The sequence below is a fragment of the Streptomyces prasinopilosus genome, from assembly GCF_001419695.1.
In the GTDB taxonomy this organism is placed as follows: Bacteria; Actinomycetota; Actinomycetes; order Streptomycetales; family Streptomycetaceae; genus Streptomyces; species Streptomyces prasinopilosus.
In genome coordinates, this window is sequence record NZ_LIRG01000007.1 from 1 (window position 1) to 24,094 (window position 24,094).

18 protein-coding genes and 10 pseudogenes are annotated in these 24,094 nt (G+C 68.6%); 17 read left to right on the top strand and 11 right to left on the bottom strand.

All coding sequences use genetic code 11. The features are described from left to right. The 3 genes from AOK18_RS00355 to AOK18_RS00365 form a co-directional block, all read left to right on the top strand. On the top strand, nt 1-336 hold a 336-nt coding region (locus AOK18_RS00355), incomplete at its 5' end, for a DUF3459 domain-containing protein (RefSeq protein WP_157864983.1). A 361-nt stretch (nt 337-697) separates the two neighbouring features. Further along, a complete protein-coding gene (locus tag AOK18_RS00360; protein WP_055572438.1) occupies nt 698-1,708 on the top strand; it encodes a LacI family DNA-binding transcriptional regulator in 1,011 nt (336 codons plus the stop codon). 359 nt (nt 1,709-2,067) lie between these two features. Continuing rightward, complete coding sequence (locus AOK18_RS00365) at nt 2,068-5,442, top strand: CARDB domain-containing protein (RefSeq protein ID WP_055692919.1); 3,375 nt, start codon at nt 2,068-2,070, stop codon at nt 5,440-5,442. On the opposite strand, the gene AOK18_RS00370 is transcribed toward AOK18_RS00365, so the two are convergent. After that, nucleotides 5,429-6,145 carry a leucine-rich repeat domain-containing protein gene (locus AOK18_RS00370; RefSeq protein ID WP_079104770.1) on the bottom strand — a complete coding sequence of 239 codons (717 nt, stop codon included), beginning with the start codon at nt 6,143-6,145 and terminating at the stop codon, nt 5,429-5,431. The genes AOK18_RS00365 and AOK18_RS00370 overlap by 14 nt on opposite strands. 140 nt (nt 6,146-6,285) lie before the next feature. On the opposite strand from AOK18_RS00370, the pseudogene AOK18_RS35280 reads away from it, so the two are divergent. After that, nucleotides 6,286-6,851 (top strand): annotated as a pseudogene (locus tag AOK18_RS35280) (IS3 family transposase); the annotation flags it as partial. A 241-nt stretch (nt 6,852-7,092) separates the two neighbouring features. Here the strand turns inward: AOK18_RS35280 and AOK18_RS00380 are convergent. Further along, the gene (locus AOK18_RS00380; RefSeq protein ID WP_055692921.1) at nt 7,093-8,571 is read right to left on the bottom strand and encodes an MFS transporter; all 1,479 of its coding nucleotides are present in this window, start codon (nt 8,569-8,571) and stop codon (nt 7,093-7,095) included. Between the two features lie 1,030 nt (nt 8,572-9,601). Here AOK18_RS00380 and AOK18_RS00385 point away from each other — a divergent pair. After that, nucleotides 9,602-10,126: a gluconokinase gene (locus tag AOK18_RS00385; protein ID WP_055692922.1), complete on the top strand. Its 525-nt coding sequence runs from the start codon at nt 9,602-9,604 to the stop codon at nt 10,124-10,126. A 19-nt stretch (nt 10,127-10,145) separates the two neighbouring features. Here AOK18_RS00385 and AOK18_RS30105 read toward each other — a convergent pair. Beyond that, a pseudogene (locus tag AOK18_RS30105) lies at nt 10,146-10,628 on the bottom strand (IS701 family transposase); the annotation flags it as partial. Nucleotides 10,629-10,795: 167 nt separating this feature from the next. Here AOK18_RS30105 and AOK18_RS30110 point away from each other — a divergent pair. Then, nucleotides 10,796-11,072 (top strand): annotated as a pseudogene (locus tag AOK18_RS30110) (leucine zipper domain-containing protein); the annotation flags it as partial. Between the two features lie 75 nt (nt 11,073-11,147). On the opposite strand, the gene AOK18_RS00390 reads toward AOK18_RS30110, so the two are convergent. Next, nucleotides 11,148-11,924, bottom strand: coding sequence for an AfsR/SARP family transcriptional regulator (locus AOK18_RS00390; RefSeq protein ID WP_055692923.1), 777 nt, complete (start codon nt 11,922-11,924; stop codon nt 11,148-11,150). A gap of 379 nt (nt 11,925-12,303) precedes the next feature. Here AOK18_RS00390 and AOK18_RS00395 point away from each other — a divergent pair, with 379 nt between their 5' ends. The 3 genes from AOK18_RS00395 (at nt 12,304) to AOK18_RS00405 (ending at nt 14,819) form a co-directional block, all read left to right on the top strand. Beyond that, nucleotides 12,304-13,212, top strand: coding sequence for a manganese catalase (locus tag AOK18_RS00395; RefSeq protein ID WP_055572444.1), 909 nt, complete (start codon nt 12,304-12,306; stop codon nt 13,210-13,212). Nucleotides 13,213-13,273: 61 nt separating this feature from the next. Next, nucleotides 13,274-13,507 carry a hypothetical protein gene (locus AOK18_RS00400; RefSeq protein WP_240502989.1) on the top strand — a complete coding sequence of 78 codons (234 nt, stop codon included), beginning with the start codon at nt 13,274-13,276 and terminating at the stop codon, nt 13,505-13,507. Further along, on the top strand, nt 13,500-14,819 hold the full coding sequence (locus AOK18_RS00405; protein WP_055692924.1) for an Nramp family divalent metal transporter: 1,320 nt from the start codon (nt 13,500-13,502) through the stop codon (nt 14,817-14,819). The genes AOK18_RS00400 and AOK18_RS00405 overlap by 8 nt, the downstream gene beginning before the upstream one ends. Here the strand turns inward: AOK18_RS00405 and AOK18_RS00410 are convergent. Continuing rightward, nucleotides 14,782-15,447 carry a class I SAM-dependent methyltransferase gene (locus tag AOK18_RS00410; RefSeq protein WP_107100314.1) on the bottom strand — a complete coding sequence of 222 codons (666 nt, stop codon included), beginning with the start codon at nt 15,445-15,447 and terminating at the stop codon, nt 14,782-14,784. The two genes, AOK18_RS00405 and AOK18_RS00410, sit on opposite strands and share 38 nt — an antisense overlap. Before the next feature lie 56 nt (nt 15,448-15,503). Here AOK18_RS00410 and AOK18_RS30115 point away from each other — a divergent pair. Continuing rightward, nucleotides 15,504-15,987 (top strand): annotated as a pseudogene (locus tag AOK18_RS30115) (IS6 family transposase); the annotation flags it as partial. 119 nt (nt 15,988-16,106) lie between these two features. On the opposite strand, the gene AOK18_RS00415 reads toward AOK18_RS30115, so the two are convergent. The 4 genes from AOK18_RS00415 to AOK18_RS00425 all read right to left on the bottom strand — a co-directional run bounded on the left by AOK18_RS00415 (nt 16,107) and on the right by AOK18_RS00425 (nt 18,694). After that, a complete protein-coding gene (locus AOK18_RS00415) occupies nt 16,107-16,664 on the bottom strand; it encodes a hypothetical protein (protein WP_420865550.1) in 558 nt (185 codons plus the stop codon). Nucleotides 16,665-16,828: 164 nt separating this feature from the next. Next, on the bottom strand, nt 16,829-17,023 hold the full coding sequence (locus AOK18_RS33785) for a transposase family protein (RefSeq protein ID WP_240502991.1): 195 nt from the start codon (nt 17,021-17,023) through the stop codon (nt 16,829-16,831). Nucleotides 17,024-17,032: 9 nt separating this feature from the next. Then, entirely contained in the window at nt 17,033-17,614 is a 582-nt protein-coding gene (locus AOK18_RS00420; protein WP_240502993.1) for a transposase, read from the bottom strand. 141 nt (nt 17,615-17,755) lie between these two features. Continuing rightward, nucleotides 17,756-18,694 carry an MBL fold metallo-hydrolase gene (locus AOK18_RS00425; RefSeq protein WP_206281480.1) on the bottom strand — a complete coding sequence of 313 codons (939 nt, stop codon included), beginning with the start codon at nt 18,692-18,694 and terminating at the stop codon, nt 17,756-17,758. A 104-nt stretch (nt 18,695-18,798) separates the two neighbouring features. On the opposite strand from AOK18_RS00425, the gene AOK18_RS00430 reads away from it, so the two are divergent. After that, nucleotides 18,799-19,737: an AraC family transcriptional regulator gene (locus AOK18_RS00430; RefSeq protein ID WP_055692927.1), complete on the top strand. Its 939-nt coding sequence runs from the start codon at nt 18,799-18,801 to the stop codon at nt 19,735-19,737. A 52-nt stretch (nt 19,738-19,789) separates the two neighbouring features. Here the strand turns inward: AOK18_RS00430 and AOK18_RS30120 are convergent. Beyond that, a pseudogene (locus AOK18_RS30120) lies at nt 19,790-20,005 on the bottom strand (IS5/IS1182 family transposase); the annotation flags it as partial. Between AOK18_RS30120 and AOK18_RS30125 the strand changes: the two are divergent. From AOK18_RS30125 to AOK18_RS33790, 4 genes and pseudogenes are all read left to right on the top strand, one after another. Continuing rightward, nucleotides 19,973-20,245, top strand: a pseudogene (locus AOK18_RS30125) (transposase); the annotation flags it as partial. The pseudogenes AOK18_RS30120 and AOK18_RS30125 overlap by 33 nt on opposite strands. 136 nt (nt 20,246-20,381) lie before the next feature. Next, nucleotides 20,382-20,558 (top strand): annotated as a pseudogene (locus AOK18_RS30130) (IS5/IS1182 family transposase); the annotation flags it as partial. Between the two features lie 69 nt (nt 20,559-20,627). Next, on the top strand, nt 20,628-21,506 hold the full coding sequence (locus AOK18_RS00440) for a DUF1963 domain-containing protein (RefSeq protein WP_157864986.1): 879 nt from the start codon (nt 20,628-20,630) through the stop codon (nt 21,504-21,506). 78 nt (nt 21,507-21,584) lie between these two features. Further along, nucleotides 21,585-21,701 (top strand): annotated as a pseudogene (locus AOK18_RS33790) (IS6 family transposase); the annotation flags it as partial. 9 nt (nt 21,702-21,710) lie between these two features. Here the strand turns inward: AOK18_RS33790 and AOK18_RS00445 are convergent. Next, nucleotides 21,711-22,340 (bottom strand): annotated as a pseudogene (locus tag AOK18_RS00445) (IS6 family transposase); the annotation flags it as partial. Nucleotides 22,341-22,681: 341 nt separating this feature from the next. Here AOK18_RS00445 and AOK18_RS00450 point away from each other — a divergent pair. Further along, the gene (locus tag AOK18_RS00450) at nt 22,682-23,665 is read left to right on the top strand and encodes an LLM class flavin-dependent oxidoreductase (RefSeq protein ID WP_240502995.1); all 984 of its coding nucleotides are present in this window, start codon (nt 22,682-22,684) and stop codon (nt 23,663-23,665) included. Between the two features lie 123 nt (nt 23,666-23,788). Then, nucleotides 23,789-24,062 (top strand): annotated as a pseudogene (locus AOK18_RS33795) (DDE-type integrase/transposase/recombinase); the annotation flags it as partial. Between the last annotated feature and the right edge of the window lie 32 nt (nt 24,063-24,094).

A 24,094-nucleotide genomic window follows, 5' to 3' on the forward strand; every position in this document is an offset into this window, starting at 1 on the left:
GGGACGCGGAACGAGCCCTGGCTGCCACAACCCGCGGACTGGGCCTTCTATGCGGTCGACCGGCAAAGCGGTGACCCGGGTTCGATGCTCACTCTCTACCGTCAGGCCCTGCGCCTGCGCCGTACCGAGCCTGGCTTCGGCGACGGTCCCATGACATGGCTGGCCACCGGGGAGGATGTCCTCGCCTTCCGCCGGGACCATGACTTGGTCTGTGTCGTCAACCTCTCCGAAACACCTGCCACCCTACCGCCGCACGAGCGGCTGCTCCTCGCCAGCGGCCCGCTGCACGCCGACGGAACGCTGCCGAAGGACACGACCGTGTGGCTGCGTGCCTGATTCGCCCGCTGCCTCTCACCCTTGTCCGCGCCAGGCGACGCGGACAAGGCGACGCATGTCCGAGCGGCCTCCCGACCCACACACGTGCCTCCCCCTCCCGCACGGCCTTCCCCACCCGAGACAGGAGCGAGCCCCGATGTCCCTCGCGATGCGCACGCTCAGGACGCTCCTCGTCCCGGACAAGCGACTACGAGCGGTGTGAACCGGTGCCCCTGAAGTGGTTGGCCGAGTGGCTTGCGCCCGCTTGCGTACGGAGAACGATGCGTCTGGGCCAGGTCCGGTTCGACCAGTGACCGGAAAGAAGACAGGAACAGAGAGAGAAGCTGCAACAGCTTGCGGATTTTGCGTTACTCTTGCATGCATGACGCGACGACTGGCCCAGGTGGCGAAGAAGGTGGGGGTCAGCGAGGCCACGGTGAGCCGTGTCCTCAATGGCAAGCCCGGTGTCTCCGACGCGACGCGACAGTCCGTTCTCACCGCCCTGGACGTGCTCGGATACGAGCGTCCGACGCAGCTGCGGGGAGAGCGCGCCCGGCTGGTCGGCCTGGTCCTGCCGGAACTGCAGAACCCGATCTTCCCTGCTTTCGCCGAGGTCATCGGGGGCGCGCTCGCGCAGCAGGGGCTCACGCCCGTGCTGTGCACGCAGACCAAGGGAGGCGTGGCCGAGGCGGATTACGTGGACCTGCTGCTCCAGCAGCAGGTCTCCGGGGTGATCTTCGCCGGTGGCCTCTTCGCCCAGGCCGACGCCCCCCACGAGCACTACCGCCTGCTGGCGGAGCGCAAGGTGCCGGTCGTCCTCGTCAATGCTCCGATCGAGGGCCTCGACTTTCCGTGTGTCGCGTGTGACGACGCGGTCGCCATCGAGCAGGCGTGGCGCCACCTGGCGTCGCTCGGACACGAACGCATCGGCCTGGTCATCGGTCCTGCCGACCACATCCCCTCTCGCCGCAAGCTCGAGGCCGCCCGGACCACGGCCCGGTCTGCCGGAATGAGCTTGCCGGACGAGTTCGTGCAGCGGTCCATTTTTTCGCTGGAAGGCGGTCAGGCCGCGACCGCGCGGCTCCTGGAGCAGGGCGTCACCGGCATCGTCTGCGGCAGCGATCCTCTTGCTCTCGGTGCCATCAGGGCTGCCCGCCGGCGCGGACTCTCCGTTCCGGCGGACGTGTCGGTCGTGGGCTTCGACGACTCGGCCTTCATGACCTGCACGGAGCCGCCCCTGTCGACCGTGCGCCAGCCCATCGAAGCGATGGGTCGCGCGGCGGTCGACCTCCTGCGCGCTCAGATCGAGGGCTCCCATTCCCCTCTCGGTGAGCTGTTGTTCGAGCCCGAACTCGTCGTCCGCGGCTCCACGGCGCCGCCCTCGGCGCGCTGAGCGCTCGCACCTGATCACACCCGCCGGCTGACCTCCCACTCCTGCTCCCCACCCCGACGGCACCGGTATCNNGATACCGGTGCCGTCGGGGTTTCCGGGCGATGTCGTCTGTCAAGTTCTCGACTGAACCATTGACAGATGCTTCATGCAGTAGAAACCTCTCACCTCAGCGATGCAAGCAAGTCACAGCGTTGCTTAAGAAATTGGCTTGATGCCGTTGTTCCTTGTCGGAGTCATGTTGGGCTCCCGGCGTGTGATTCCGCTGCCTTCCTCACCGGGCCCCTCAGGACTGCCGGCCCCGGCCGAAGGAGAGGCCAAAGGCGGGTCACGTGCAGCGCCCACATCGCGGAAAGGCCACCATGAGAGGTACACACATCAGCAGGCGATGGGGGGTCGGTCTGCTGGCAGCGGGCCTGGCCACCATCGGACTGCTTCCCGCCCCCGCACATGCTGCGGACGACGATCCCAACCTCGCACTTGGCAGACCGGCAACGGCCGGCGGAGTCCACGGCAACTACCCGGCGACGAACGTCACCGACGGAAGCCAGGCTTCGTACTGGGAGGGCCCGGCAGGCTCCTTCCCGCAGTGGGTGCAGGTCGATCTGGGCTCGCAAGTCCCCCTGGACCGCGTAGCGCTGAAACTGCCCACCGGTTGGGAAGGGCGCTCCCAGTCCCTGTCCCTCCTCGGCAGTTCCGACGGCAGCTCCTTCAACACCCTCGTCGGCGCGCAGGCCCGCGTGTTCGCCCCCTCCGAGGCGAACACCGTGAACATCGACCTGCCTTCTGCCACCGTTCGATTCGTCCGGGTGCAGGTAGCCTCCAACTCGGGCTGGAACGCCGCACAGCTGTCCGAACTGGAGATCTACGGAGAAGGCGGTGAAGATCCCGTAGACCCGCCCCTCGAGGGCACCAACCTGGCGCGGAACAAGCCGATCGAGGCAACGTCCACGACGCAGAGCTATGTGGCGACGAATGCCAACGACGACAATCTCAACACCTACTGGGAGTCAGCGGGATTCCCGTCGGACCTGACCGTGAAGCTCGGTGCCGACGCGGACGTCGAAGCCGTGGTCGTCAAGCTGAACCCGGATCAGGTATGGGCAGCACGCAAGCAGTCCCTGGAGGTCCTCGGGCGCGCTCAGGGGGCTTCCGCTTTCACCACGCTGAAGGCCCGGGCCGACTACTCCTTCAGCCCGTCGTCGGGTCAGAACTCCGTTGTCATCCCGGTGAAGGGCCGTGTCGCGGACGCCAGACTGGCCTTCCACTCCAACACCGGCGCTCCCGGTGCCCAGGTCGCTGAACTTCAAGTGATCGGCAAGGCGGCGCCGCATCCGGACTTCGTCGTCACCGACCTGACATGGTCTCCAGCTTCCCCGTCCGAAAGGGACGAGGTGACGGTCGACGCCACCGTGCGCAACGCCGGAACCGCCACCGCCCCCGCGACGACGGTGAACGTCAGTGTCGAGGGTGCCGTCGCAGGCTCTGCTCCGGTCGCCTCCCTGTCGGCCGGATCGTCCGCCACCGTCTCCCTCCCCGTCGGCAGGCGCCCGACCGGCTCCTACACCGTTTCCGCCGCCGTCGACCCGATGGACACCGTCGCCGAGCTGGACAACAGCAACAACAGCCGGACCGCGGACAAGAAGCTGACCGTCTCCCAGAGCCCGGGCCCGGACCTGCGGGTCACCGGCATCATCAGCAACCCGGCCTCACCTGCGGTCGGTTCCTCCGTTTCGTTCACCGTGACGGTCAACAACCGCGGTACCACCGCCGTCCCCGCCGGCACCATCACCCGCCTCACCGTCGGCGGGACCACCCTTCAGGGCACAACGGGAACCATCGCCGCCGGTGACACGGCCACCGTCGCCATCGAAGGCACCTGGAAGGCCACGAACGGTGGTGCCACCCTCACCGCGACCGCTGACGCCACCGCGAAGGTCGACGAGACCGACGAGAACAACAACGTCTTCGCCCGCTCCCTCGTCGTCGGACGCGGCGCCGCTGTGCCGTACACCGAATACGAGGCCGAAGACGCCCGCTACGACGGTACCCTCCTCAACGCGGACAAGCAGCGTACTTTCGGGCACACCAACTTCGCCACCGAATCCTCGGGGCGCAAGTCGGTGCGGCTCGACGACACCGGAGACCATGTGGAGTTCACCTCCACCCACGCCGCGAACTCCGTGGTCGTGCGCAACTCGATCCCGGACTCCGCCGCGGGCGGCGGACGCGAGGCCACGCTCAGCCTCTACGCGGACGGAAAGTTCGTCCGGAAGCTGACGCTCTCGTCCAAGCACAGCTGGCTCTATGGCAGCACCGACGACCCGGAGGGTCTGACCAACACTCCCGGCGGTGACGCGCGCCGGTTGTTCGACGAGTCCCACGCGCTGCTGACCGAGACCTACCCGGCGGGCACGAAGTTCCGTCTTCAGCGCGACGCGAGCGACTCGGCGGCCTTCTACATCGTCGACCTGATCGACCTGGAGCAGGTCGCCCCGGCGGCCCCCAAGCCCGCTTCCTGCACGTCGATCACCGAGTACGGGGCCGTGCCCAACGACGGCATCGATGACGCGGACGCCCTCCAGCGGGCGGTCACAGCCGACCAGAAGGGCGAGATCGACTGTGTGTGGATCCCGCCCGGCCAGTGGCGGCAGGAGAAGAAGATCCTCACCGACGACCCCCAGAACCGGGGCCAGCACAACCAGGTCGGCATCCGTGACGTCACCGTGCGCGGCGCCGGCATGTGGCACTCCCAGCTGTACTCGCTGACCCCGCCGCACCAGGCGGGCGGCATCAACCACCCGCACGAGGGGAACTTCGGCTTCGACATCGACCACAACACCAAGATCTCGGACATCGCCGTCTTCGGCTCCGGCACCATCCGGGGCGGCGACGGCGGAGCCGAGGGCGGGGTCGCGCTCAACGGCCGTTTCGGCAAGGGCACGAAGATCACCAACGTGTGGATCGAGCACGCCAACGTAGGTGCCTGGGTCGGTCGCGACTACTCCAACATCCCCGAGCTGTGGGGTCCCGGGGACGGCGTCGAGTTCACCGGCGTCCGCATCCGCAACACCTACGCCGACGGAGTCAACTTCGCCAACGGCACCCACAACTCCACCGTCTACAACTCCTCCTTCCGTAACACCGGCGACGACGCCCTCGCGGTGTGGGCCAGCAAGTATGTGAAGGACACCTCGGTCGACATCGGCCACGACAACCACTTCCGCAACAACACCGTCCAACTGCCCTGGCGCGCCAACGGCATCGCCGTCTACGGCGGTTACGGCAACACCATTGAGAACAACCTGGTCTCCGACACGATGAACTACCCGGGGATCATGCTGGCCACCGACCACGACCCGCTGCCCTTCTCCGGGCAGACCCTGATCGCGGGCAACGGTCTGTACCGCACCGGCGGAGCGTTCTGGAACGAGGACCAGGAGTTCGGCGCCATCACGCTTTTCGCGCAGGGACCGAGCATCCCCGGCGTCACCATCCGTGACACCGACATCCATGACTCCACCTACGACGGCATTCAGTTCAAGACCGGCGGCGGCGCGATACCGGACGTGAAGATCACCAACGTCCGCATCGACAAGTCGGTCAACGGCTGCGGCATCCTCGCGATGAGCGGGGCACGGGGCAGCGTGACGCTGACGGACGTGCACATCACCGACTCGGCGGAAAGCGACGTCTGCATCGAACCCGGTTCACAATTCGTCATCAACCGCAACTGACGCGCGCGGGCACCGGTACGGCGGCCCGATCCCCGGGCCGCCGCATCGGCATGCCCGCGCACCGGTTTGCTCGTGGATGTTCACGAGGAATGACAGCACTGCTGTGACAGATCGTGTGTCGTCTTGCCCATGCCAATATGACGCATTTCGGTGGCTCGAGTTCGGTCAGCAGCGGCAGGGAGGGATCGATGTCGTTCCATCGCAAATCCAGCTTCTCCAGCGATGGAAGCAGGGTGAGCCGGCCCGGCAACCAGCTGAGGTGGTTGCTCTGCAGGTCGATCTGACGCAGCCGCGGCAGGCCGGCCAGTGACGGCGGCAGTTCCGCCACGGAGTTCTCACGCAGATCCAGGTGACGAAGTTCGTGCAGTTCAGCGGTCGACGGCGGCAAACCCTCGATCGTGTTACCTCGGAGCCAGAGCTCACGCAGGTTGCGCCGCCGGCCGATCGAATCGGGCAACGTGGTCAACTGGTTGTGCTGTGCCCTGAACTCGATGAGGCTGGTCATTCTCCCCATGGCTTCGGGGAGGGCCGTGAGGATGTTCTCGCTGATGTTGAGGTAGCACAGTCCGGTCGGATTTCCCACGGCGTCCGGGATTCGTGACAGCTGATCATCGTGCAAGTGGAGGCAGTCGCTGAGCTCCGTCAGCCTGCCCAGCGCGTCGGGAATCGACGTGAGCGCGTTGTGGCCCAGGTCCAGGGTCATCAGCCGGTGCAGTCGTCCGATCCCTGGTGGGAGGGCCGTGAGTCCGTGATTCTCACCCGGAGTTCCGGGACAGGCAGCCAGTTCGGAACGAGATCGGCCAGCCTCGGCATGTCCAGTGCATGCGCGTGGAGCTTCCCCTGGGAGGTGAAGTGAGCCCTCGCCGCTGGGCCCACATCTCCGACAGCCGCACCGACTTCGGCGTCAACGGATCTGCCAGGTGCTCGGGGAGTCCCGGGCCGGCCACTACCGGTGCTTGGCCACCAAGCAGGCCCGCGTCGAGCGCCGGGCCGAGGAGAAGCGGACCGCGAGCGAGATCCGCGCCCTTCACACCGAGCGCCATGGCGTCCACGGTGTCCCGCGCGTCCATGCCAAGCTGTGGGCGGGATGGCGCAGGGCCAACCAACCGCAAGCGCGTCACCCGGTTGATGTGTGGATCAACCACATCGTCGGTCGGCACCTGCGGACGAAGAAGCGGACGACGATGGCGGACAGGACCGCGCCGGACCCGGTGATGCGCGGCTTCACCGCGGACGCCTCGAACACCGGGTAGTGCGGCGCCATCACCTCCATAGTTGTCGGCCCGTGCTGGCTCTCCCTCGCCACGGTGATCGACCTCTGCTCGAGGAAGGTCGTGGGCCGGCCGATCGCCGGCCACATGCACACCGCGCTGGCCACCGACGCGATCGAGATGGCCGTGGCCGCCCGCTCGGTGCCGCGGCGGACGGTGCGACGCAGGCGGTTTCGGGGAAGGTGAGCCGGTCGTCGATGCAAGGCATAACGCGGTTTGCCGATCGTCATACCGGACCCAGATCCTGGTCAAGGGTGTTCTCTCCGGGGAAGAGTGCGCGGACGGGATGCCACACCTGGGCAAGTAGCAGGCATCGAGTGCGGCGGATCCCACTCGACCCAGGCTCCTACCTTCCGGGCCGGTCCCGGTTCTGACCCTGTCATGCTCCCGAGGCCTCCCCCTCCGACTTCGTGACGGAGAGCGGGGTGGCGATGTCCTCCAGGGAGCGGCGTTCCGCGTTCACCGCGAGGAAGGCGGCCACGATGCCGGCCGCGCACATCAGGCCGGCGCCGATCTGGAAGGCGAGGACCGTGTCGCCGACCACGCCCGTGTTCGTGAGATCGGCGAAGATCAGGGGGCCGCTGATGCCGCCGGTGGCGGTGCCGATGGCGTAGAAGAAGGCGATGGCCATGGCCCGGGTCTCCATCGGGAAGATTTCGGAGACCGTGAGGTAGGCGCTGGAGGCGCCGGTCGAGGCGAAGAACAGCACCACGCACCAGCAGGCCGTCATCGTGCTCGCGTTCAGCGAGCCCTGGTCGAACAGCCAGGCCGTACCGAACAGCAGCACGCCGGAGAGCAGGTACGTCCCGGAGATCATGATGCGGCGGCCGACCGTGTCGAACAGTTTGCCGAGCAGCAGCGGGCCCAGGAAGTTGCCGGCCGCGATGACGGCGAAGTAGTAGCCGGTGTGGCCGGACGGGACGTCGAAGAACTGGATGAGGATCGCGCCGTAGCCGAAGGTGATGGCGTTGTAGAGGAACGCTTGGCCGACGAAGAGGGCGAAGCTGAGGGTCGAGCGCCGGCGGTACTGGGCGAAGACCGTCCGGGCGATCTCGGTGAAGGTGGTGCGCCTGCGCTGGTGGATGGTCATCTGGCCCTCGGCACGGGGCAGCGGCTTGTCCGTCTCGGCCATGACCTGCTGCTCGACGCCGTTCACGATCCGTTCGGCCTCCTCTTCCCGGCCGTGGATCAGCAGCCAGCGCGGGCTTTCGGGGACGTGACGGCGGACCAGGAGGATCACCAGGGCGAGGACGGCGCCCAGGGCGAAGGTCAGCCGCCAGCCGACGTTCGCTGGGAAGATCGACGTGTCCAGCGCGACGATCGACAGCAGGGAGCCACCGACCGCGCCCAGCCAGTAGCTGCCGTTGATCACCAGGTTGACGCGCCCGCGGTAGTACGCCGGGATCAGCTCGTCGATCGCGGAGTTGATGGCCGCGTACTCGCCCCCGATGCCGAAGCCGGTGAGGAACCGGAAGAGGAAGAACCACCAGGTCTCAAAGGCGAGCGCGGTCAGGGCGGTGGCGCCGAGATAGACCGCGAGGGTGATCAGGAAGAGCTTCTTGCGGCCATAGATGTCGGTCAGCCGGCCCCAGAACAGGGCGCCCGAGCAGGCGCCGGCCACGTAGAGGGCGGCGGCGATGCCGGTGACCTCACCGGAGGTGATGGGCAGACCGCTACCGGGCTCGGAGAGCCGGCCGGCGACGTTGCCGACGATCGTCACCTCCATGCCGTCGAGGATCCACACAGTCCCCAGACCGATGATGATCGACCAGTGCCAGCGCGACCAGGGCAGCTGGTCCAGGCGTGCGGGAATACTGGTGGTGACGGTACGTCCGGCCTCGGATCGAGCGGTCCCCATGGTCAGCCTTCCTTGAGGAAGTGAACCCCCGCTCATTCTCCTCCGCGCACCGGTTCCACGCCCCTGGTGCCTGTGACGGCGTGGAGATCACCGGACCGGCCAGTCTCCGGTCGTTGTCGTGGGTCGGGACCGTCGAGCGGTGCGTGCAAGGGGTCAGGACCTCAGTCAGCTGGACGCGGAGAGCCGGCTCCCCGGGACCTTGGGGTGAAGATGCGCGCGGTCAGGACGTCGGGGATCAGTCGCTGAGTCCTCCGATCTGCCCCGCGGGACGAGGGGGCCGAGAGGGCCGGTGCGGGGTCCACCGTGAACCGGCTCTCGAACGCCGGGGTGAGCCTGCTCCTCCTGCCCCTCAGCCCGCTCGCCGGGCAGGGCCGCCCGGCAGCGAGTCCGCCACCGCCCGGGCCGCACCGGCGCCCCCGGCGGTGAAGGACGCCCCTCGCCACCGCGGCCAGGCATCTCCGAGGCTGCTATGTCATGTCAAGCCGCTTGAGGAAGCTCTTCTGCGTCCGGTTGACTCCTTTGTTCGATGATCTCGAAGGGCTGGCGGCAGATGGTGCGCTTGAGGCACCGTCGCGCGTCTCGGGGTTCTTGCCCTCGCCGGTACGGCGGGCGCCGGTAGACCGCGGGCGCGGATGGTCATGCGGTGCTTGGCGGAGAGCGCGGGGCGGTCGCGGAGGCCGGTGCAGCGTGGGACCTGTTGCGGTCGGCTGAGGCGTCGCAGTCCGGCGTGGAGGTCGTCCGGTGCGGAGACGATCAGAGTCCTGAGCCGGCTGATGGCTGCGGTGGAGGCGAGCTCGGCGCGGGTCGGCTCGGCACGCTCGGCGTTGGGCCGGGCGCCGGTATCCCTCGTCCGAGGCGAACGGGGGGTGCGGGGCCCCGGCCTTGTCAGTGCCGTCCGGGTCGGGCCGTTGGATCCGGGACGACTGACCGCTTCGGACCTGCTGAGGGTCCGCATCCCTGAGAGGATCGAGATGTGACACGTCCGTCCGCGGTACCGGCGTCCGATGTCGGTCAAGGCAGCGAGGGAACCATGCGGAGCCCGCAGGTCGTGGTGGTCATGGAGGTCACAGGCACCGGCAAGACCACCATCGGTGTCCTGCTGGCGGCCAGGCTCCGGGTCCCGTACGCCGAGGGCGACGACTTTCATCCGCAGGCCAACATCGCCAGGATGTCGGCCGGAGTGGCGCTCACCGACGAGGACCGAAGGCCCTGGCTGGACGCGATCGGCGCCTGGGCGCGCAAGCGGACGGGGCTCGGCGGGGTGATCAGCGGCTCGGCGCTGAGGAGGGCCTACCGCGACCGGGTGCGGGCCACGGCTCCCGGCATCGTGTTCGTGCACCTCACGGGTGACCGCGCGCTCATCGAGGAGCGGCTGGCCCGTCGGCAGGGGCACTTCATGCCCACGGCACTGCTCGCCTCCCAGCTCGCCTCGCTCCAGCCGCTGGAGCCGGACGAGGCGGGGGTCACGGTGGACGTGTCGGGCGATCCCGAGGAGATCACCGTTCGCGTCGTGGACGCACTGCGCGAGCTGGAGCGGTCCTCCGCCGAGCAGTAGGGCTCACTGCCCGGGCCGCCCGGCGCCGCTTGTCGTCCACCGCCCACTCCTGGGACAGGAACAGTTCCCACTCCCATGGGCAGGACGCGGCATCGGTGGCCGCGTGCACGCTGACCGCGACCTGGCAGTCCGCCCGCTTGCCCAGCGCCCCGCAGTACTGGCGGGCCACCCCGGCCGACGCGATGCCGCACTGGGGAAACGACACGTCGTCGATGACCCGCACCTCCGGCTGGGTCGCCTCGCACAGCCGCCCGGCGAACCGCCGGCGCACCGGCGTCCACTCCCACGGTGACTGGTTCACGAACTGCTGCAGGGCCTGCATGTTCCCGTCCGGCAGCCGCTCGGCCATCGGCTGGATCGACTTGCGCCGCCCCTCCAGCATCAGGCCCCGCAGACAACATTCGCCCCATCACCGCTGGTCCCGCCGTGGCAGTGAGCCGGACACATCGGCAACGAACTCCGATAACTCACCCCGGAGCCGTTCCACCTCCCCGAGCTTCACATCCGACAGAATGCCCGTCACCAGGAAAGATCACTCAAGGTGACGAATCGCCACTAGGTGTGCTGTCCCGGGGTGTTGATGACGCGCGTACTGCGTGCTTGAACGGGCGAGGGTCTTCCGGGTCCGGTGCGGACTGCGACATCTACGCCCGACCGCAGGAGGCCCTCGTGTTCCACCGTAATGCTCCGCTGACGCGGACCGGCAGGCTGCGTCCGGCCCGGTGTGTCGTGGAGGACGGCCGGCCGTTGCGGCGGGCCGCGGGACGCTTCCAGGGCAGCCACACCACCGCCGCCCGCCGAGCCAGCCGCTACCGACCCCCGGGTGACGGGGGCATGCACGACCGTGCCGGCCGCCCGCACCGACGCACCGCGCCGGTGCGACACCCCCCGGGCGCCTGTTCGACGGGCGTCCCGCGCCGCGACCGGGCGGAACGCCGGTCCGGCCGGACGTCCGCGACGGGCCCCCGCCGCATCGCCCGCGGGAGCGCGGGAAGGCGGGGACGGCGATGGGCCGTGGCGTTCACGCGCCGCGACCGGGCCCCCGAGCGGTGTCCAGCGGTCGGCGCAGGAACGGCGCGAGGAGGTTGCGGTAGCCGCTGGTGGGCACCAGGCCCAGTTCGTCGCGCAGTTGCCGGCGGTAGGTGCCGTAGAACCGCAGGGCGTCGGCGATGTTCCCCTCGGCGAGGTGGATCTCGCTCACGCAGCGGTGGGCGCTCTCGCGCAGGGGGTCCGCCTCCAGTGCGGCCATGGCGAACTCCATGGCCGCGTCCATGTGCCCGGACGCGCGCAGTCGTTTGCTGCAGGCCTCCAGGGCGTGCAGCCGCGTCTGACGGAAGTGTTCGCGCGCCACGAACAGCCAGCTCTCGCTCCAGTCGGGCAGGAGGTCCTGGCGCAGGTGGCCCGGCACCGCCGGCGGCTGGACGGCGCACCGGTCGGTGGTGAGGTCGCGCACGATGTCGTGGGCGGTGTGCAGATCGACCCGGACGTTCCGGTCCAGCCGGAGGTGTTCGCTGTCGCTGACGACGACCTGGCAGGTCCCGCCGGCACGGGACAGGCGCCACAGGGCGGAGCGCAGGCTGGCGGCGGAGCGCCGGTCGGGCAGGTGCGGCCAGAGCAGTGCGGCCGCGCTGCTGCGGGCCAGGCCCTGTGCGTGGATCGCCAGCAGCACCAGCACCTTCTGCGTGGTGGGCGCCAGGTAGACGTGTCCGTGGGGGAGACGGAGCGCGAAGTGGCCGAGCAGGGACACGTCCGCCCAGGGCCGGGGCGGATGATTGCGGTCGGCAGGGGGGAGGGGCATGCCGAGTTCTCCACATGGTTTCCAGGAGACGAACAAGAATGTCCGAGTTGCCTTGCATGGGGAGTTTCATGCATGCCCCGGTCGCCGACCCCCCGTCGCCGGGTGCCCCGCCGAGTGATTCCCGGCCCCGCGCGTAGGGATGGCGTCACCGGTGACTTACCGCGACGTCGTCCCGCGGTTCTCGCCGCGCGGGCCGGCCGCCGGGCGAGGACCGGCGGCCGCCGGTACGGCCGTGCGACGCGGTGGGGCGATCGCTGGTAGGCGCACGGACACATGACGGTGACGGAGACGGCCTAACGTCGTGGCACGGGCGGACGAGCGCCGGCACCGGGCTTGTCCCCGCCTCCGCCGAAACCGCACCTGCCATCAGGGGAACACCATGTTCCGACACACTCAGAAGCTTCAGTTCGAGGCCCGGCCGGAGAAGCCGGACCCCGCGTACGCGCACAAGCTGCAGGAACTCGTGGGCGGCGCCTACGGCGAAATGTCCGTGATGATGCAGTACCTCTTCCAGGGGTGGAACACTCGCATCCAAGGCAAGTACAAAGACCTGATCATGGACACCGCCACGGAGGAGATCGGTCACGTGGAGATGCTCGCCACGATGATCGCGCGCCTGCTGGAAGGGGCCCCCGCGACCGCGACCACCAAGATGGCGACCTCCGACCCGGCCGTCGGCGCGGTCCTGGGAGGCATGGACCCGCAGCAGGCCATCATCGCCGGTGGCGCGGCACTGCCCGCGGACAGCAACGGATACCCCTGGAACGGCCGCTACGCGGTCGCCAGCGGCAACCTCCTCGCCGACTTCTACGCCAACGTCGCCGCAGAGGCGCAGAGCCGTCTGCAGACCGCCCGGCTGTACAACATGACCGACGACCCGGGCGTGAAGGACATGCTCAAGTTCAACCTCGCCCGTGACACCGTGCACCAGAACCAGTGGCTCGCGGCGATCGAGCAGCTGCGCGAGGACGGCCTGGAGAACGTGGTCGTCCCGGGTGGGTTCGAGGACGTGGAGTACCGCGAACACGCCCAGACGATATGGCACCTGTCCGACGGGGCCGAGACCGAACTCGGTCTGTGGGCCAGCGGCCCGACCCCGGACGGCGACCACGAGTTCAGCGTGCTGCAGTCCCCCGAACCCCTCGGGGACCTCTCCGTGCCTCCGCCGCCCGACCCGAAGCTGTACGCCACCTACGACGGCAGCCGGGGTGAGCCCAAGGGGCCGGTGCTCGGCACCGAAACCGGCCTGAAGGGCAAGATCAAGGACGCGATGGCGCCGGACGAATGAGAGCGCGGGGCGGGCCCGTCCGCCGGCGGGCCCGCTTCGGCCGTCCTTCGAGAGGATCACCATGATGCGTCACTCCGTCGTCTCCGCACCACCGCGTCCCCTGGTGACCCGCCTCGTGCTGAGCGGCCTGTACGCGCTGTCCGCCGTCGTCGGACTCGTGTGCGGCGGCCCGATGCACCGGTTCCTGGCCGCGGTCCTCCTGATCACTGCCCTCGCGGGACTGCTGACGGCGCGGGCGGTGTGCCGCCCGGGCCCGTCGCGCGGCGGGCCCGGGCCGGGGAGGCGGCATGCTTGATCCGCTCTCCACCCGACGGGTGCCGGACACCCCGCTCGCTCCGCCGACCCGTACCGCCGAGCCCCTGGCGGAGCCCGCCGACAGGGGCCGGTCCGCGGCGGGGACCACGGCCGGTTCCCGACTGCGGATGACCCTGGCGATGCTCGGCCCGGCGTTCGTCGTGTCGGTCGCCTACGTGGACCCCGGCAACTTCGCCACCAACATGACGGCCGGTACCCGCTACGGGCCCATGCTGCTGTGGGTGATCGCCGCCGCCAACGTCATGGCCGTGTTCGTCCAGTACCTCGCCTGCAAGGCGGGCGTCGCCACGGGCAGGGACCTCCCCCAGCTGTGCCGGGCGCACACGCCCCGCCCGCTGAACCGGACGCTCTGGCTGCAGGCGGAACTCGTCGCGATGGCGACGGACCTGGCCGAGTTCGTCGGCGGTGCCGTCGCCCTGCACATCCTGTTCGGCATCCCCCTGCTGCCCGCCGCCTTCATCGTCGCGGCCACCTCGCTGCTGCTGCTGACCCTCGCTCCCGAGGGGCGGCGCCGCTTCGAGATCGTGACTGCCGCCCTGCTCCTGGTCATCCTTGCCGGCTTCGTCTACCAGGCGGTGGCCGCCGGCGCGTGGAGCGGTGCCCTGTCCGGCATGCGCCCCCGCTTCGCCGACACCCAGAGCATCCTGCTGGCCACCGGCATGATCGGCGCCACCGTCATGCCGCACGTCATCTATCTCCACTCCTCGCTGGCGCGCAGCCCCGCCCGGTCCTCCTGGGAACGCAAGCGCCGCCAGCTGCGCGCCCACCGCTCCGCGCTGTTCATCGCGCTCGGCATCGCGGGACTGGTGAACGCCAGCATGCTCACCATCGCCGCCGCGGCCCTGCACGGGACCGGCACGCAGGACACGCTCGAGGCCTTCCATACCGGCCTCGGCAGTGTCCTGGGTCCCGGCGCCGCGTTCGCGTTCGCGCTCGCGCTGCTCGCGTCCGGACTGGCCTCCTCGGGCGTCGGCACCTTCGCGGGACAGGTCATCCTGCGCGGTTTCCTCGGACGCCGCATCCCGCTGACGGTACGTCGCCTGGCGACCATGGCACCGCCCCTGGTCGTCCTCTCCCTGGGGGTCGAACCGACGCAGGCGCTCGTCCTCAGTCAGGTCGTGCTGTCCTTCGGCGTTCCCTTCGCGCTCGTTCCCCTGCTGGTCTTCACGGCCCGCAGGCGGATCATGGGGGACCTGGTCAACCGCTGTGCCACCACGGTGGCCGCCGTCGTGGTGAGCACCGTGATCAGTGTGCTCAACGTCCTGCTCCTCGTCCGCACCTTCGCGGGGTGACACCGGCCGCGGTCGGGCCCCCGGAGCGTTCCCCGCCGGTGCGCGGGCGCCGCGTGACGAAGACGAGCTCCCGGCCCGGGCGGCCGGGGGCGTCGCGCACCCCCTCCACCGTGAGGCCCGAACCGTCCAGGTCCGCCTCGACCTCCCGCCGTTCACGGAAGCGCAGCGTCGAGTCCGACGTCAGCACCTGCCCGTCCGCGCCGAGGACGTACGTCCACCGGAAGGCCACCAGCGGCCCGCCCACCTCGGTCGCCCCGCCCCGGCTCTCGACCGCGCCGACGCCCGGGACGTCCGTCACGCGGTGCGACTCCTCCCGGTTCCACTCCTCCCACGCCCGCCGGGCCGGGTCCCGGGTCTCGGACACCGGCCGGCCTCCGGACCGCAGGACCGTGTGGGCCCCGCGCAGGGTGTCCCGCCACGCCTCCGGGTCGATGATGGCCCGGGCGACGTTCGCCGTCATGGTCGCCGGATCGACCCGCGGTGGCGGGAGCGCCGTCACGTCGCAGTGGACCCGGCGCACCCGGTCGCCGCCCGGCTTGGCCCGGGCCACCTCGAGGGACGCCCCGGCGGGATCGACGCCGATGACCTCGATCCCGCGCTCGGCCAGGAACAGGGCGGGTGCTGTCACGTTGGCCGACCGGGTGGGATGATCTTCGGGTGGTCATGATGAAGGGGGGACCGCCCATGGACAGGGCGCCGTCGTGCAGGGGGCATCGGTACCCGGTCGAGGTGATCTCGCACTGCGTGTGACTGTACTTCCGCTTCCCGCTCAGTTTCCGTGAGGTCGAGGAGCTGACGCTGGAGCGCGGCGTGATCGTCTCGTACGAGACCGTCCAGCGCTGGTGCCTGAAGTTCGGTCAGCAGTATGCCAACGGGCTGCGCCGCCGACAGCCCCGGCCCGGCGACAAGTGGCATCTGGACGAGGTCTTCATCCAGATCAACGGTGAGCAGAAACACCTGTGGCGGGCTGTCGACCAGGGCGGGATGCTGCTGGACATCCTGGTGCAGAGCCGCCGGGACACGGCTGCGGCCAAGTGCTTCTTCCGCACGCTGCTGACGAAGACGGGCGAGGTGCCGCGGGTGATCGTCACGGACAAGCTCCGCTCCTACGGTGCGGCCCACCGCGAGGTCGTGCCCTTTCGTCGAGCACCGCTCGCACGAGGGGCTGCAGTGAAGCGGAACGCCCGCCGGGTCGGCGCCCCGGTCAGGCGCCGGCCCGGCGGTTGGCCACCGTGGAAGTTCGTTTCTTTTGGGGACTTGCCCACCGTCCCCGCCCTCCCCGGCTGCTCATTCCTGTCGCAGGGCCTGGCGCATCCAGCGGAGGTGGTCCAGGGAGTGGCGGCGCACCCGCAGGACCCAGAAGCACAGCGCGACCATGCCGACCGCGAGGAGAAGAGGGAAGACCAGAGAACCGCTGACGGCCCCCAGGACGACCATGCCGACCGCGAAGAGGCCCATGGCGCCGAGCCAGTACGGCAGCCACTTGCCCGCCCGCTCCATCTGGCCGAGCTGCTCGGCGACCAGCCGTCGCATGGCCGTCTGCTCCTCGGGATCCTGCGGCATCTCATGGTGCCGGATCTTCCGGTTCAGATCGGCGAGCCCGCCCGCGTCGGTGCCCGCGGCTCGGGCGGCCCGGCGGCGCTGGACGGCCAGGACCGCGACGGCGACCCCGGTGTAGAGAGCGCTCTGGAACACCCAGACAGCCGGGTGCTCGTCCCTGCGGATCAGGGCCGTGACGCCCAGTCCCAGCAGGAAGACCAGAGCCGCCTGCGCGGTCAAACTGCGGTCGAGTAAGCGCTTGAACGAGAGCACAGTGCAGACCTTCTCGAAGGGGAGTCGGGACAACGTCGTCGCCTCCCGGATACCCCGTGTTTTCCCCTCCATCGGGGCCGTGCGCAGCCGCGCTCACCGGCGACGGCTGGGCACGCGCCTGAGCGGGTCGACGGCCTCCCAGCGAACTCGTGCACGGTAGGCGGTGAGGCGCCGAAGACTTCGACATGGCTCCGTGTTCATGCCTGTCGTGCCGAGGCCAGGACCGCTGTCTGCTGGTGGGACAGCAGGCCGGCGATGGCCTGGACGGTGTGGCTCATGTGTTCGCGGCGGCCGAGGTAGCGGGTCAGGGTCCGCCAGTTCTTCAAGGGGGCGATGCCGTGCTCGACCCGGATCCGCCTCGAGGAGTGCGCCCTGCGCTGCCGCTCGTGCATCTTCTCGTATCAGTCGGGAGCGTTCTTCTTGAGCTTGCGGTGCGGCGGTGTGATCGCCCGGCCGCCGGTCTGCGCGCCCAGGCCCTGGTAACCGGCGTCGGCGAGGATCTCCACCGCGGGGCCGTCGGCCAGGAGCTCGACCAGCCCCAGCCGGCGGGCGTGGGTGATGTCCGCGCAGCTGCCAGGCTTGGTCGGGCTGCAGAAGAACACGCGGCCGTCGCCATCCGTGACGACCATGGTCTTGACCGCGTTCTGCTTGTTCATGCCGGAGATGAACCTGTCCCGGTCCTTGTGTCCAGCGGCCGGTCGGCGGACCCGAACCTCGGTGCCGTCGATGATGCCGGGCTTTCCGCTGGCGCCGAGGTGGTCGACGACCTCGGCCGAGGTCCGCAACCGCACTCCGGGACTGACGGTGCAGCCGCGCTCGACCAGCAGGGGTCGCACCTCACCGACGGCGCGGGTGATGGTGGAGCGATCCACCCCGAACCAGCAGGCCGGCACGTCATGTGTGACCCCGTGTCGGAGGTACACCAGGGTGGCCAAGAGCCGGTCGACGAAGACCAGCCGGTGCTTCACGCCGGCACCGATCACCCGCTTCCGCTACCTGGACGCAAGCCTGGCCTGGTGCCGTTCATGCCACAACGGACCAAGCTCAGTGCGATGGTCGCGCCGTCCGCCGAGACGCCGGGGGCTTCGGAGGACGGCGGGGCGGTGAGCGGGTGAGGTCACGGCTCACTCGAAGGCGGACGCGCTCTTCTTTCGGCTGGTCGTTGCCCACGGGCCGAGGGTGAACCCGTCACTGTCCCGTCGTATTTCCAGGGCCCCTGCGCCACCGAAGTGCGCGGGAACGAGCAACTCCCGTTCGTCGGCCGCCCGCCCGAGAATCCGACGGCGGCTGACCACCGCTTGTTCCGGTGCCAGGCAGGCGCTGCTGTTGCAGCAGGGGTACAGGATTTGCACCGGACTGTGCAGCAGATCCCCGACGAAGACTGCCCGGTCGCTGCCGGATGCGAGTCGCAGCACCGATGAGCCGGGAGTGTGACCGGGTGCGGATTCCAGGGTGAGGTGTTCGTCGATGCGGTGGAGGCCGTCCCACAGCACGGCCTGTCCGGCCTGGTGGATGGGCGCGATGCTGTCTTCGTAGATCAGGCGGTCGGCCTGCTGCGCGCCCTTCCCGTACGCGTTGTCCGGACCGTAGTGGAAGTCGTCGGCGGCCGGAATGAGGTACTGGGCGTTGGGGAACGCCGGTATCCACTGCCCGCCCACGTCGACGGTGTTCCAGCCGACGTGGTCGACGTGGAGGTGGGTGTTGACGACGACGTCGACATCCTGCGGGCGGACGCCGGCCCTCGCCAGGAGGCCGAGGAAATCACTCCGGGAGTGGTGGAACGGTCCCATGCCCGGTCGCTCGCGACCGTTCCCCGCTCCGGTGTCGACCAGGACGGTCCGGCCCGCGCTGCGCAGCACCCAGCTCTGCAAAGCAAGCACCGCCAAGTCGCTGTCCGGCTCCCAGTGGTCCGGTGCCAGCCAGTCCTCGTTGTCCTTCCATACATCGGCGGCAGCTCCCGGGAACATGCCGGAGGTGGGCAGGAACGGTTCGTGCCACTCGACAATCCGGATGACCTCGACGTCCCCCAGCACCATGTTCTGCACGCTCTCGTTCTCGTTCATCACGTGATCGACCTTAAGGGAGATCGAATGATCGCCCTGATATGCATTCGGCTCAAAGAAATACGAATACGTCTCATCCTTCATACGGCGCATATCTTGGACGGATGGATGTGGTGAGTGATGCGATCTCTGCCGTGCGCCTCGGGCACCCTTGGTTCCACCGGCTGCGGACAAGTGGGAGCTGGTCCGCGCGACTGGACCCGTACGACGGCGCGGGCTTCTACGTCGTCCTCAAGGGCCACTGCCAGCTACTGACCGACGGCAGCGCCCCCCTGCCTCTCAGTGCGGGTGACGCGGTGCTGCTGCCCCATGGCACAGGCCATGTGATCGCCGATTTCCCGGTTGACGCGGCGGTCGCGAAGAAGGAGGCGGTGCCGTTCGAGCAATGGCTTGTGGAGACGAAGCCGCGGACCCGGCCCGGCAGCTACGAGACAGAGGTGCTCTGCGGCAAGTACTGGCTGGACTGCAGCCGCATGCACCCGCTCATGGCAGAGCTGCCCGAGGTCGTCAGTCTTCCCGGCCGAGTAGGCAGCCACCTCGAACTCCGTGCCGCCGTCGATCTGCTCGCCGGTGAGCTGGACGAGATCCGACCCGGCTCCTGCGCGGCACTCCCGAGCCTGCTCGACCTCCTCCTCGTCTACATGATCCGCGCCTGGATGGTCGAGGCTCCTGGCGGAACCTGGCCCCGCGCACTGGGTGACCCGGTGGCGGCCGCCGCCCTGCGGGCGCTGCATTCGAACCCGGCCGCGCCGTGGAGCAATGACCGTCTGGCGGCGGAGGCGGGCGTCTCCCGTCCCACCCTGGCGCGCCGGTTCACCACCTTGGTCGGCCGCCCTCCGATGGCGTACCTCACCTGGTGGCGCGTGATCCGCGCTGCCACCCTGCTCCGCGACACCCAGGACACCCTGGCCACCATCGCCGACCGAGTCGGCTACGGCAGCCCGTACGCGCTCTCACACGCCTTCCAACGGGAGTTCGGCACCACACCGGGACGGTATAGGGCGCAGGCCGCGAGACGATCCTCTGACATCGAAACAAATTGACAGCAGACCCCAGTCAGAGGGTATTTGATCCAGGCGTACTGCCCTGTATGCCCTAATGGGTTCCTTGCCGAGTTGGTGTGCTCTCGTCCGTTATGCGCTTGGCGAGGTTGTCGATCGAGGCGCCATGGATCATCGCCTCGGAGCTGGTCGTGAGCGTCTCGTAGTCGCGGGCGAGGCGGCGGTGCATCATAATCGAGTCGATACTCCGCTCCACTACCCAGTGCCTTTTCGCGACATGGAATCCACGCTTTCCTGGATTGTGGTTGATGCCTTGTCAGGCGTGCGTGCCGATCTTGTTCCTGACGACCTGTGGGAGCGGGTTGCTCCACTGCTGCCGCCTGCTCCTGAACGGCGTCATCACCATCCCGAGCGGTTGCGTGTTCCGGACCGTGTGGCACTCGCCGGTGTGATGTACGTGCTGCGGACCGGTGTGGCCTGGCGTGACGTCTCAGCGGAGGCCGTGGGCTGCTCCGGGGTGACGGCCTGGCGCCGGCTGCGGGACTGGACCGGAGAATCCCGAGACGATGTCAGGGGCGTAGGGGTCGTGCGGTAGGGGGTGTAAGGGGCGTCAACCGATCGGTTGATCGCTGACGAGCGTGTTGGGTGATGTGCCGGCCCGAACCGGCCCGGCACTGTGGAAGCATGACTCTCACGAACGGTTGGGGCGCCGCCGCCGGGTGATCGAGCGCACCATGTCCTGGCTGTCCGGTTACCGGCGCTTGAACCCTCGCTACGAGCGCGATCCCCGTAATTACCTGTCCTTTCTCGGTCTCGCCGCAGCCCTGTGCTGCTACAAGCGGCTCATCCGCCTCACCACGTAGGACACGGTCTTATAAGTGGTTATGCGTACACGACGGCTCGTTGTCGGACCGTTCTTGTACGGTCCGCCCATGACATCAGGACCAGAAGACCGCTTCCGCCCTTTCCGGGAGAGGGCGAAGGCGAAAGGGATACCGGCTGACGATGTGGAGCGGTGGCTCACCCTGGTGCGGCCCTGCGCGACTCTGGCATCGACGGCGGATGACGAGTTCGGGCCCGTCGTAGGCAGGTTCGGTGGCCCCCTGCTGCTTCCGGACGGCATCCCGGATCCCGGGCACCCCTTCGTGGCCTCCATCGATCTTGCCGCTCTGCCGGCCGACGCGACGGATCTGCCCCTGCCGCCCGAGGGGCACCTGCTGTTCTTCGCCCTGGCCGACGACCAGAGGGACCACCAATCGGTCGGCTCCGTGGTCCATGTGCCCGTGGGCACACAGGTCTCACAGCGGGACAAGCATGCCTGGAACGTACACGAATACGAGGAGTGGGACAGGGAATTCGGCAAGCTCTTCGAGGGCTATCCGGAAGGCGAGCTGCGCGCGCGTGCCGAGGTGTCGCTCCCGCACCACACCTCTGTCTTCCCGGTCGGCCGGCAGCTGAGGGCCGACATCCCCGGTCACCCCCTGTGCGATGACCTCGTCGAGGCGTGGCAGGAGACCAAGGACGGCATCGTCCAAAGTGGCGAGATGCAGATCGGGGGATTCGGGGACGAGGAGGACGTCGACGTCGACCCCGTCGACGTGGCCGTACGCACAGCCCTGTACGCAGTCGAGATGGGTGACTGGGAGGGGCCGGTGTCCGACGACCCCGCCGACTGGGTGCTGCTCGCCGACTGGTACGCCCCCGGCCTCAGACATCGCGAGGGCTCCACCCTGCACTGGGTGATCCAGCGTGAGGATCTGATCGCGCGACGCTTTGAGCGCACCTTCACCACTTTTGCCTGGAACCCGTGAGTGGGCGCCGTCACGTCGGGTGACTGGGCGGGGTGATCTTCGAGTTGATCAGGCCGGGAGGAGTCCTCCGTAGACAGTGCGCCGCCGTACAGGGGGCACCGGTGTCCGGCCGAGGTGATCGTGCACTGCGTGTGGCTGTACTTCCGCTTCCCGCTCGGCTTCCGGGAGGCGGAGGAACTGATGCTCGAGCGCGGTCATCTCGGTTCGGTAGCCGGGGGCGGTCATCCGGTGGCGGGGCCGGAAGTGGGGGAGAGGCCGCTGAACGCGGCCAGGAACCGCTGGGCTCCGCCGACGCCACGGAAGCCTTTCATGGCGCGCTCGCGCTGCCGGGTGGGCCGGTCGGTTGTTCTCGGCCCGGTTGTTCAGGCTCTTGTGAGCACGGTGCTCGACCGAGGGCATGACCTGGCGGTGGGCGACGCCGTAGGAGCGCAGCTTGTCGGTGACGATCACCCGGGGCACCGTGCGCGTCGTCTTCAGGAGCTTGCGGAAGAAGCGTCGGGCCGTGGCCTTGTCCCGCCGGTTCTGCGCGGGGATTTCCAGGACGGTGCCGTCGGCGTCGACGGCCCGCTACAGGTACTTCAGCTCACCGTTGATCTTGATGAAGACCTCGTCCAGGTGCCACTTGTCACCCGGACGAGGACGCCGGCGGCGCAGCACGTTGGCGTAGGCCTGCCCGAACTTGGCGCACCACCGCCGGACGGTTTCGTAGGAGACGACCACGCCGCGCTCGAGCATCAGTTCCCCGGCCTCCCGGAACGACAGCGGGAACCGGTGGTACAGCCACACGCAGTGGGGGATGATCTCGACGGGGTACCGGTGCCCCCGGACGGCGATACGGACGCCACAAGCAGTCCCCTCCCCGATACGACCTCCACGAAGATCATCCCATGCCGGTCAGCCAACGTGACAACGTCGGTGCGGCCTCAAGGCCATTCGTCTTCGACTCCGCCTGCGGGCGCTCCGCCTTGCCTCCGTACCCTGGGATCGGCGCTGCCTGCAAGCGCCCGTAAATCGGAGAAAAAGGACGAGGATACCCTCTTGTCCACCCCGCTCCTTCAGGGATGACAGTGCCCGCTTGGACCATGTCGGGGCATGACGACTGGAATAGAGCTGCAGCCTGTGGTCGTTACCCCTGCACTTGGTGCTGCGAACATAAGGAAAATCCCACAGTGTCTGTGCCTTTGAACATTCTCGATCTGGTCTCCATCTCCGAGGGGTCCACCGCCCAAGAAGCCATCGCCGCCTCGATGGGATCGGCCCGCCTCGCCGATCAACTGGGCTATCGTCGGCTCTGGTTCGCCGAGCACCACAACACCCCGAATCTCGCTGCCAGCGCCACCGCGCTGCTGATCTCCCGGGCCGCCTCGGTCACCGAGCGGATCCGTCTGGGCTCCGGCGGGGTGATGCTTCCTAACCACGCTCCGCTCATGGTAGCCGAGCAGTACGGAACCTTGGCCAACATGCATGGGGATCGGATCGACTTGGGCTTGGGACGGGCTCCAGGAACAGACATGATGACCGCCCAGGCACTGAGCCGCTCCTCAGCTGAGCCCCAGGCCTTCGCCCAGAGCATCTACGACCTTCAGGGTTGGTTCAGTAAGATGGGCACCGCGCACAGCGTGAAGATTGTGTCTTCCGTTTCCGCCGGGACCGAGGTGCCCATCTGGGTTCTCGGATCCACCGTCAATGGCGCCTCCATCGCGGGCCAGCTGGGTCTGCCGTTTTCCCTTGCCTCGCATTTCGCGCCCGACCAGATCGATCAGGCGATCCAGGTATACAGGGAGGCATTCAATGCCGAAGCGCTCACCGCTCAGATCGAAAAGCCCTACGTGATGGCCGGCATCAACGTCATGGTTGCCGGCACCGACGAGGAGGCGAAGCGCGAATTCACGGTGGTCGAGCAGATGTTCCGCGACGTCATGCGCGGTCAGTCCCGCAAGATGCAGCCGCCGGTGGCCCCGGAGACGCTCGCAGGGCAGGGCCGACCAGACCGATCCATGCTGCGGATCAAAGCCGTGGGTGCCCCGCAGACGGTGAAGGCTCAGCTGCAGGAATTCGTGGAGCGCACCGGCGCCGATGAACTCATCACCGTCACCTACGCGTACGACCCAGCCGTACGAGACCGCTCACTGCGGCTGCTCGCCGAGACCTGGCTCTGAGCCTCACGGAACACCGCTCCGTGATCCCGCGGTGCCAGCGGAAAGACACCGGTCACGACACTGTCGCGTCGGCTGACCGGGTGGGATGATCTTCTGGTTGGTCATGCCGGGGAGGGATCGCCCGTGGACAGCGTGCCGCCGTCGTACCAGGGGCACCGCTTCCCGCTGTCGTACCGCGAGGCCGGGGAGCTGCTGCAGCAGCGTGGCGTGATCGTCTCCCACAAGACGGTGCGCCGCTGATGCGCCACGTTCGGACAGGACTACGCCAACGCCCTGCGCCACGGGCACCCCCGCCCTGGCGACAAGTGGCACCTCGACGAGGTCTTCATCACCGTCAACGGCGAGCGGAAGTACCTGTGGCGCGCGGGACCAGGACGGCAATGAGGATGATCCTTTGGAGTGGACACCCTGACAATGGATCTTGATGGT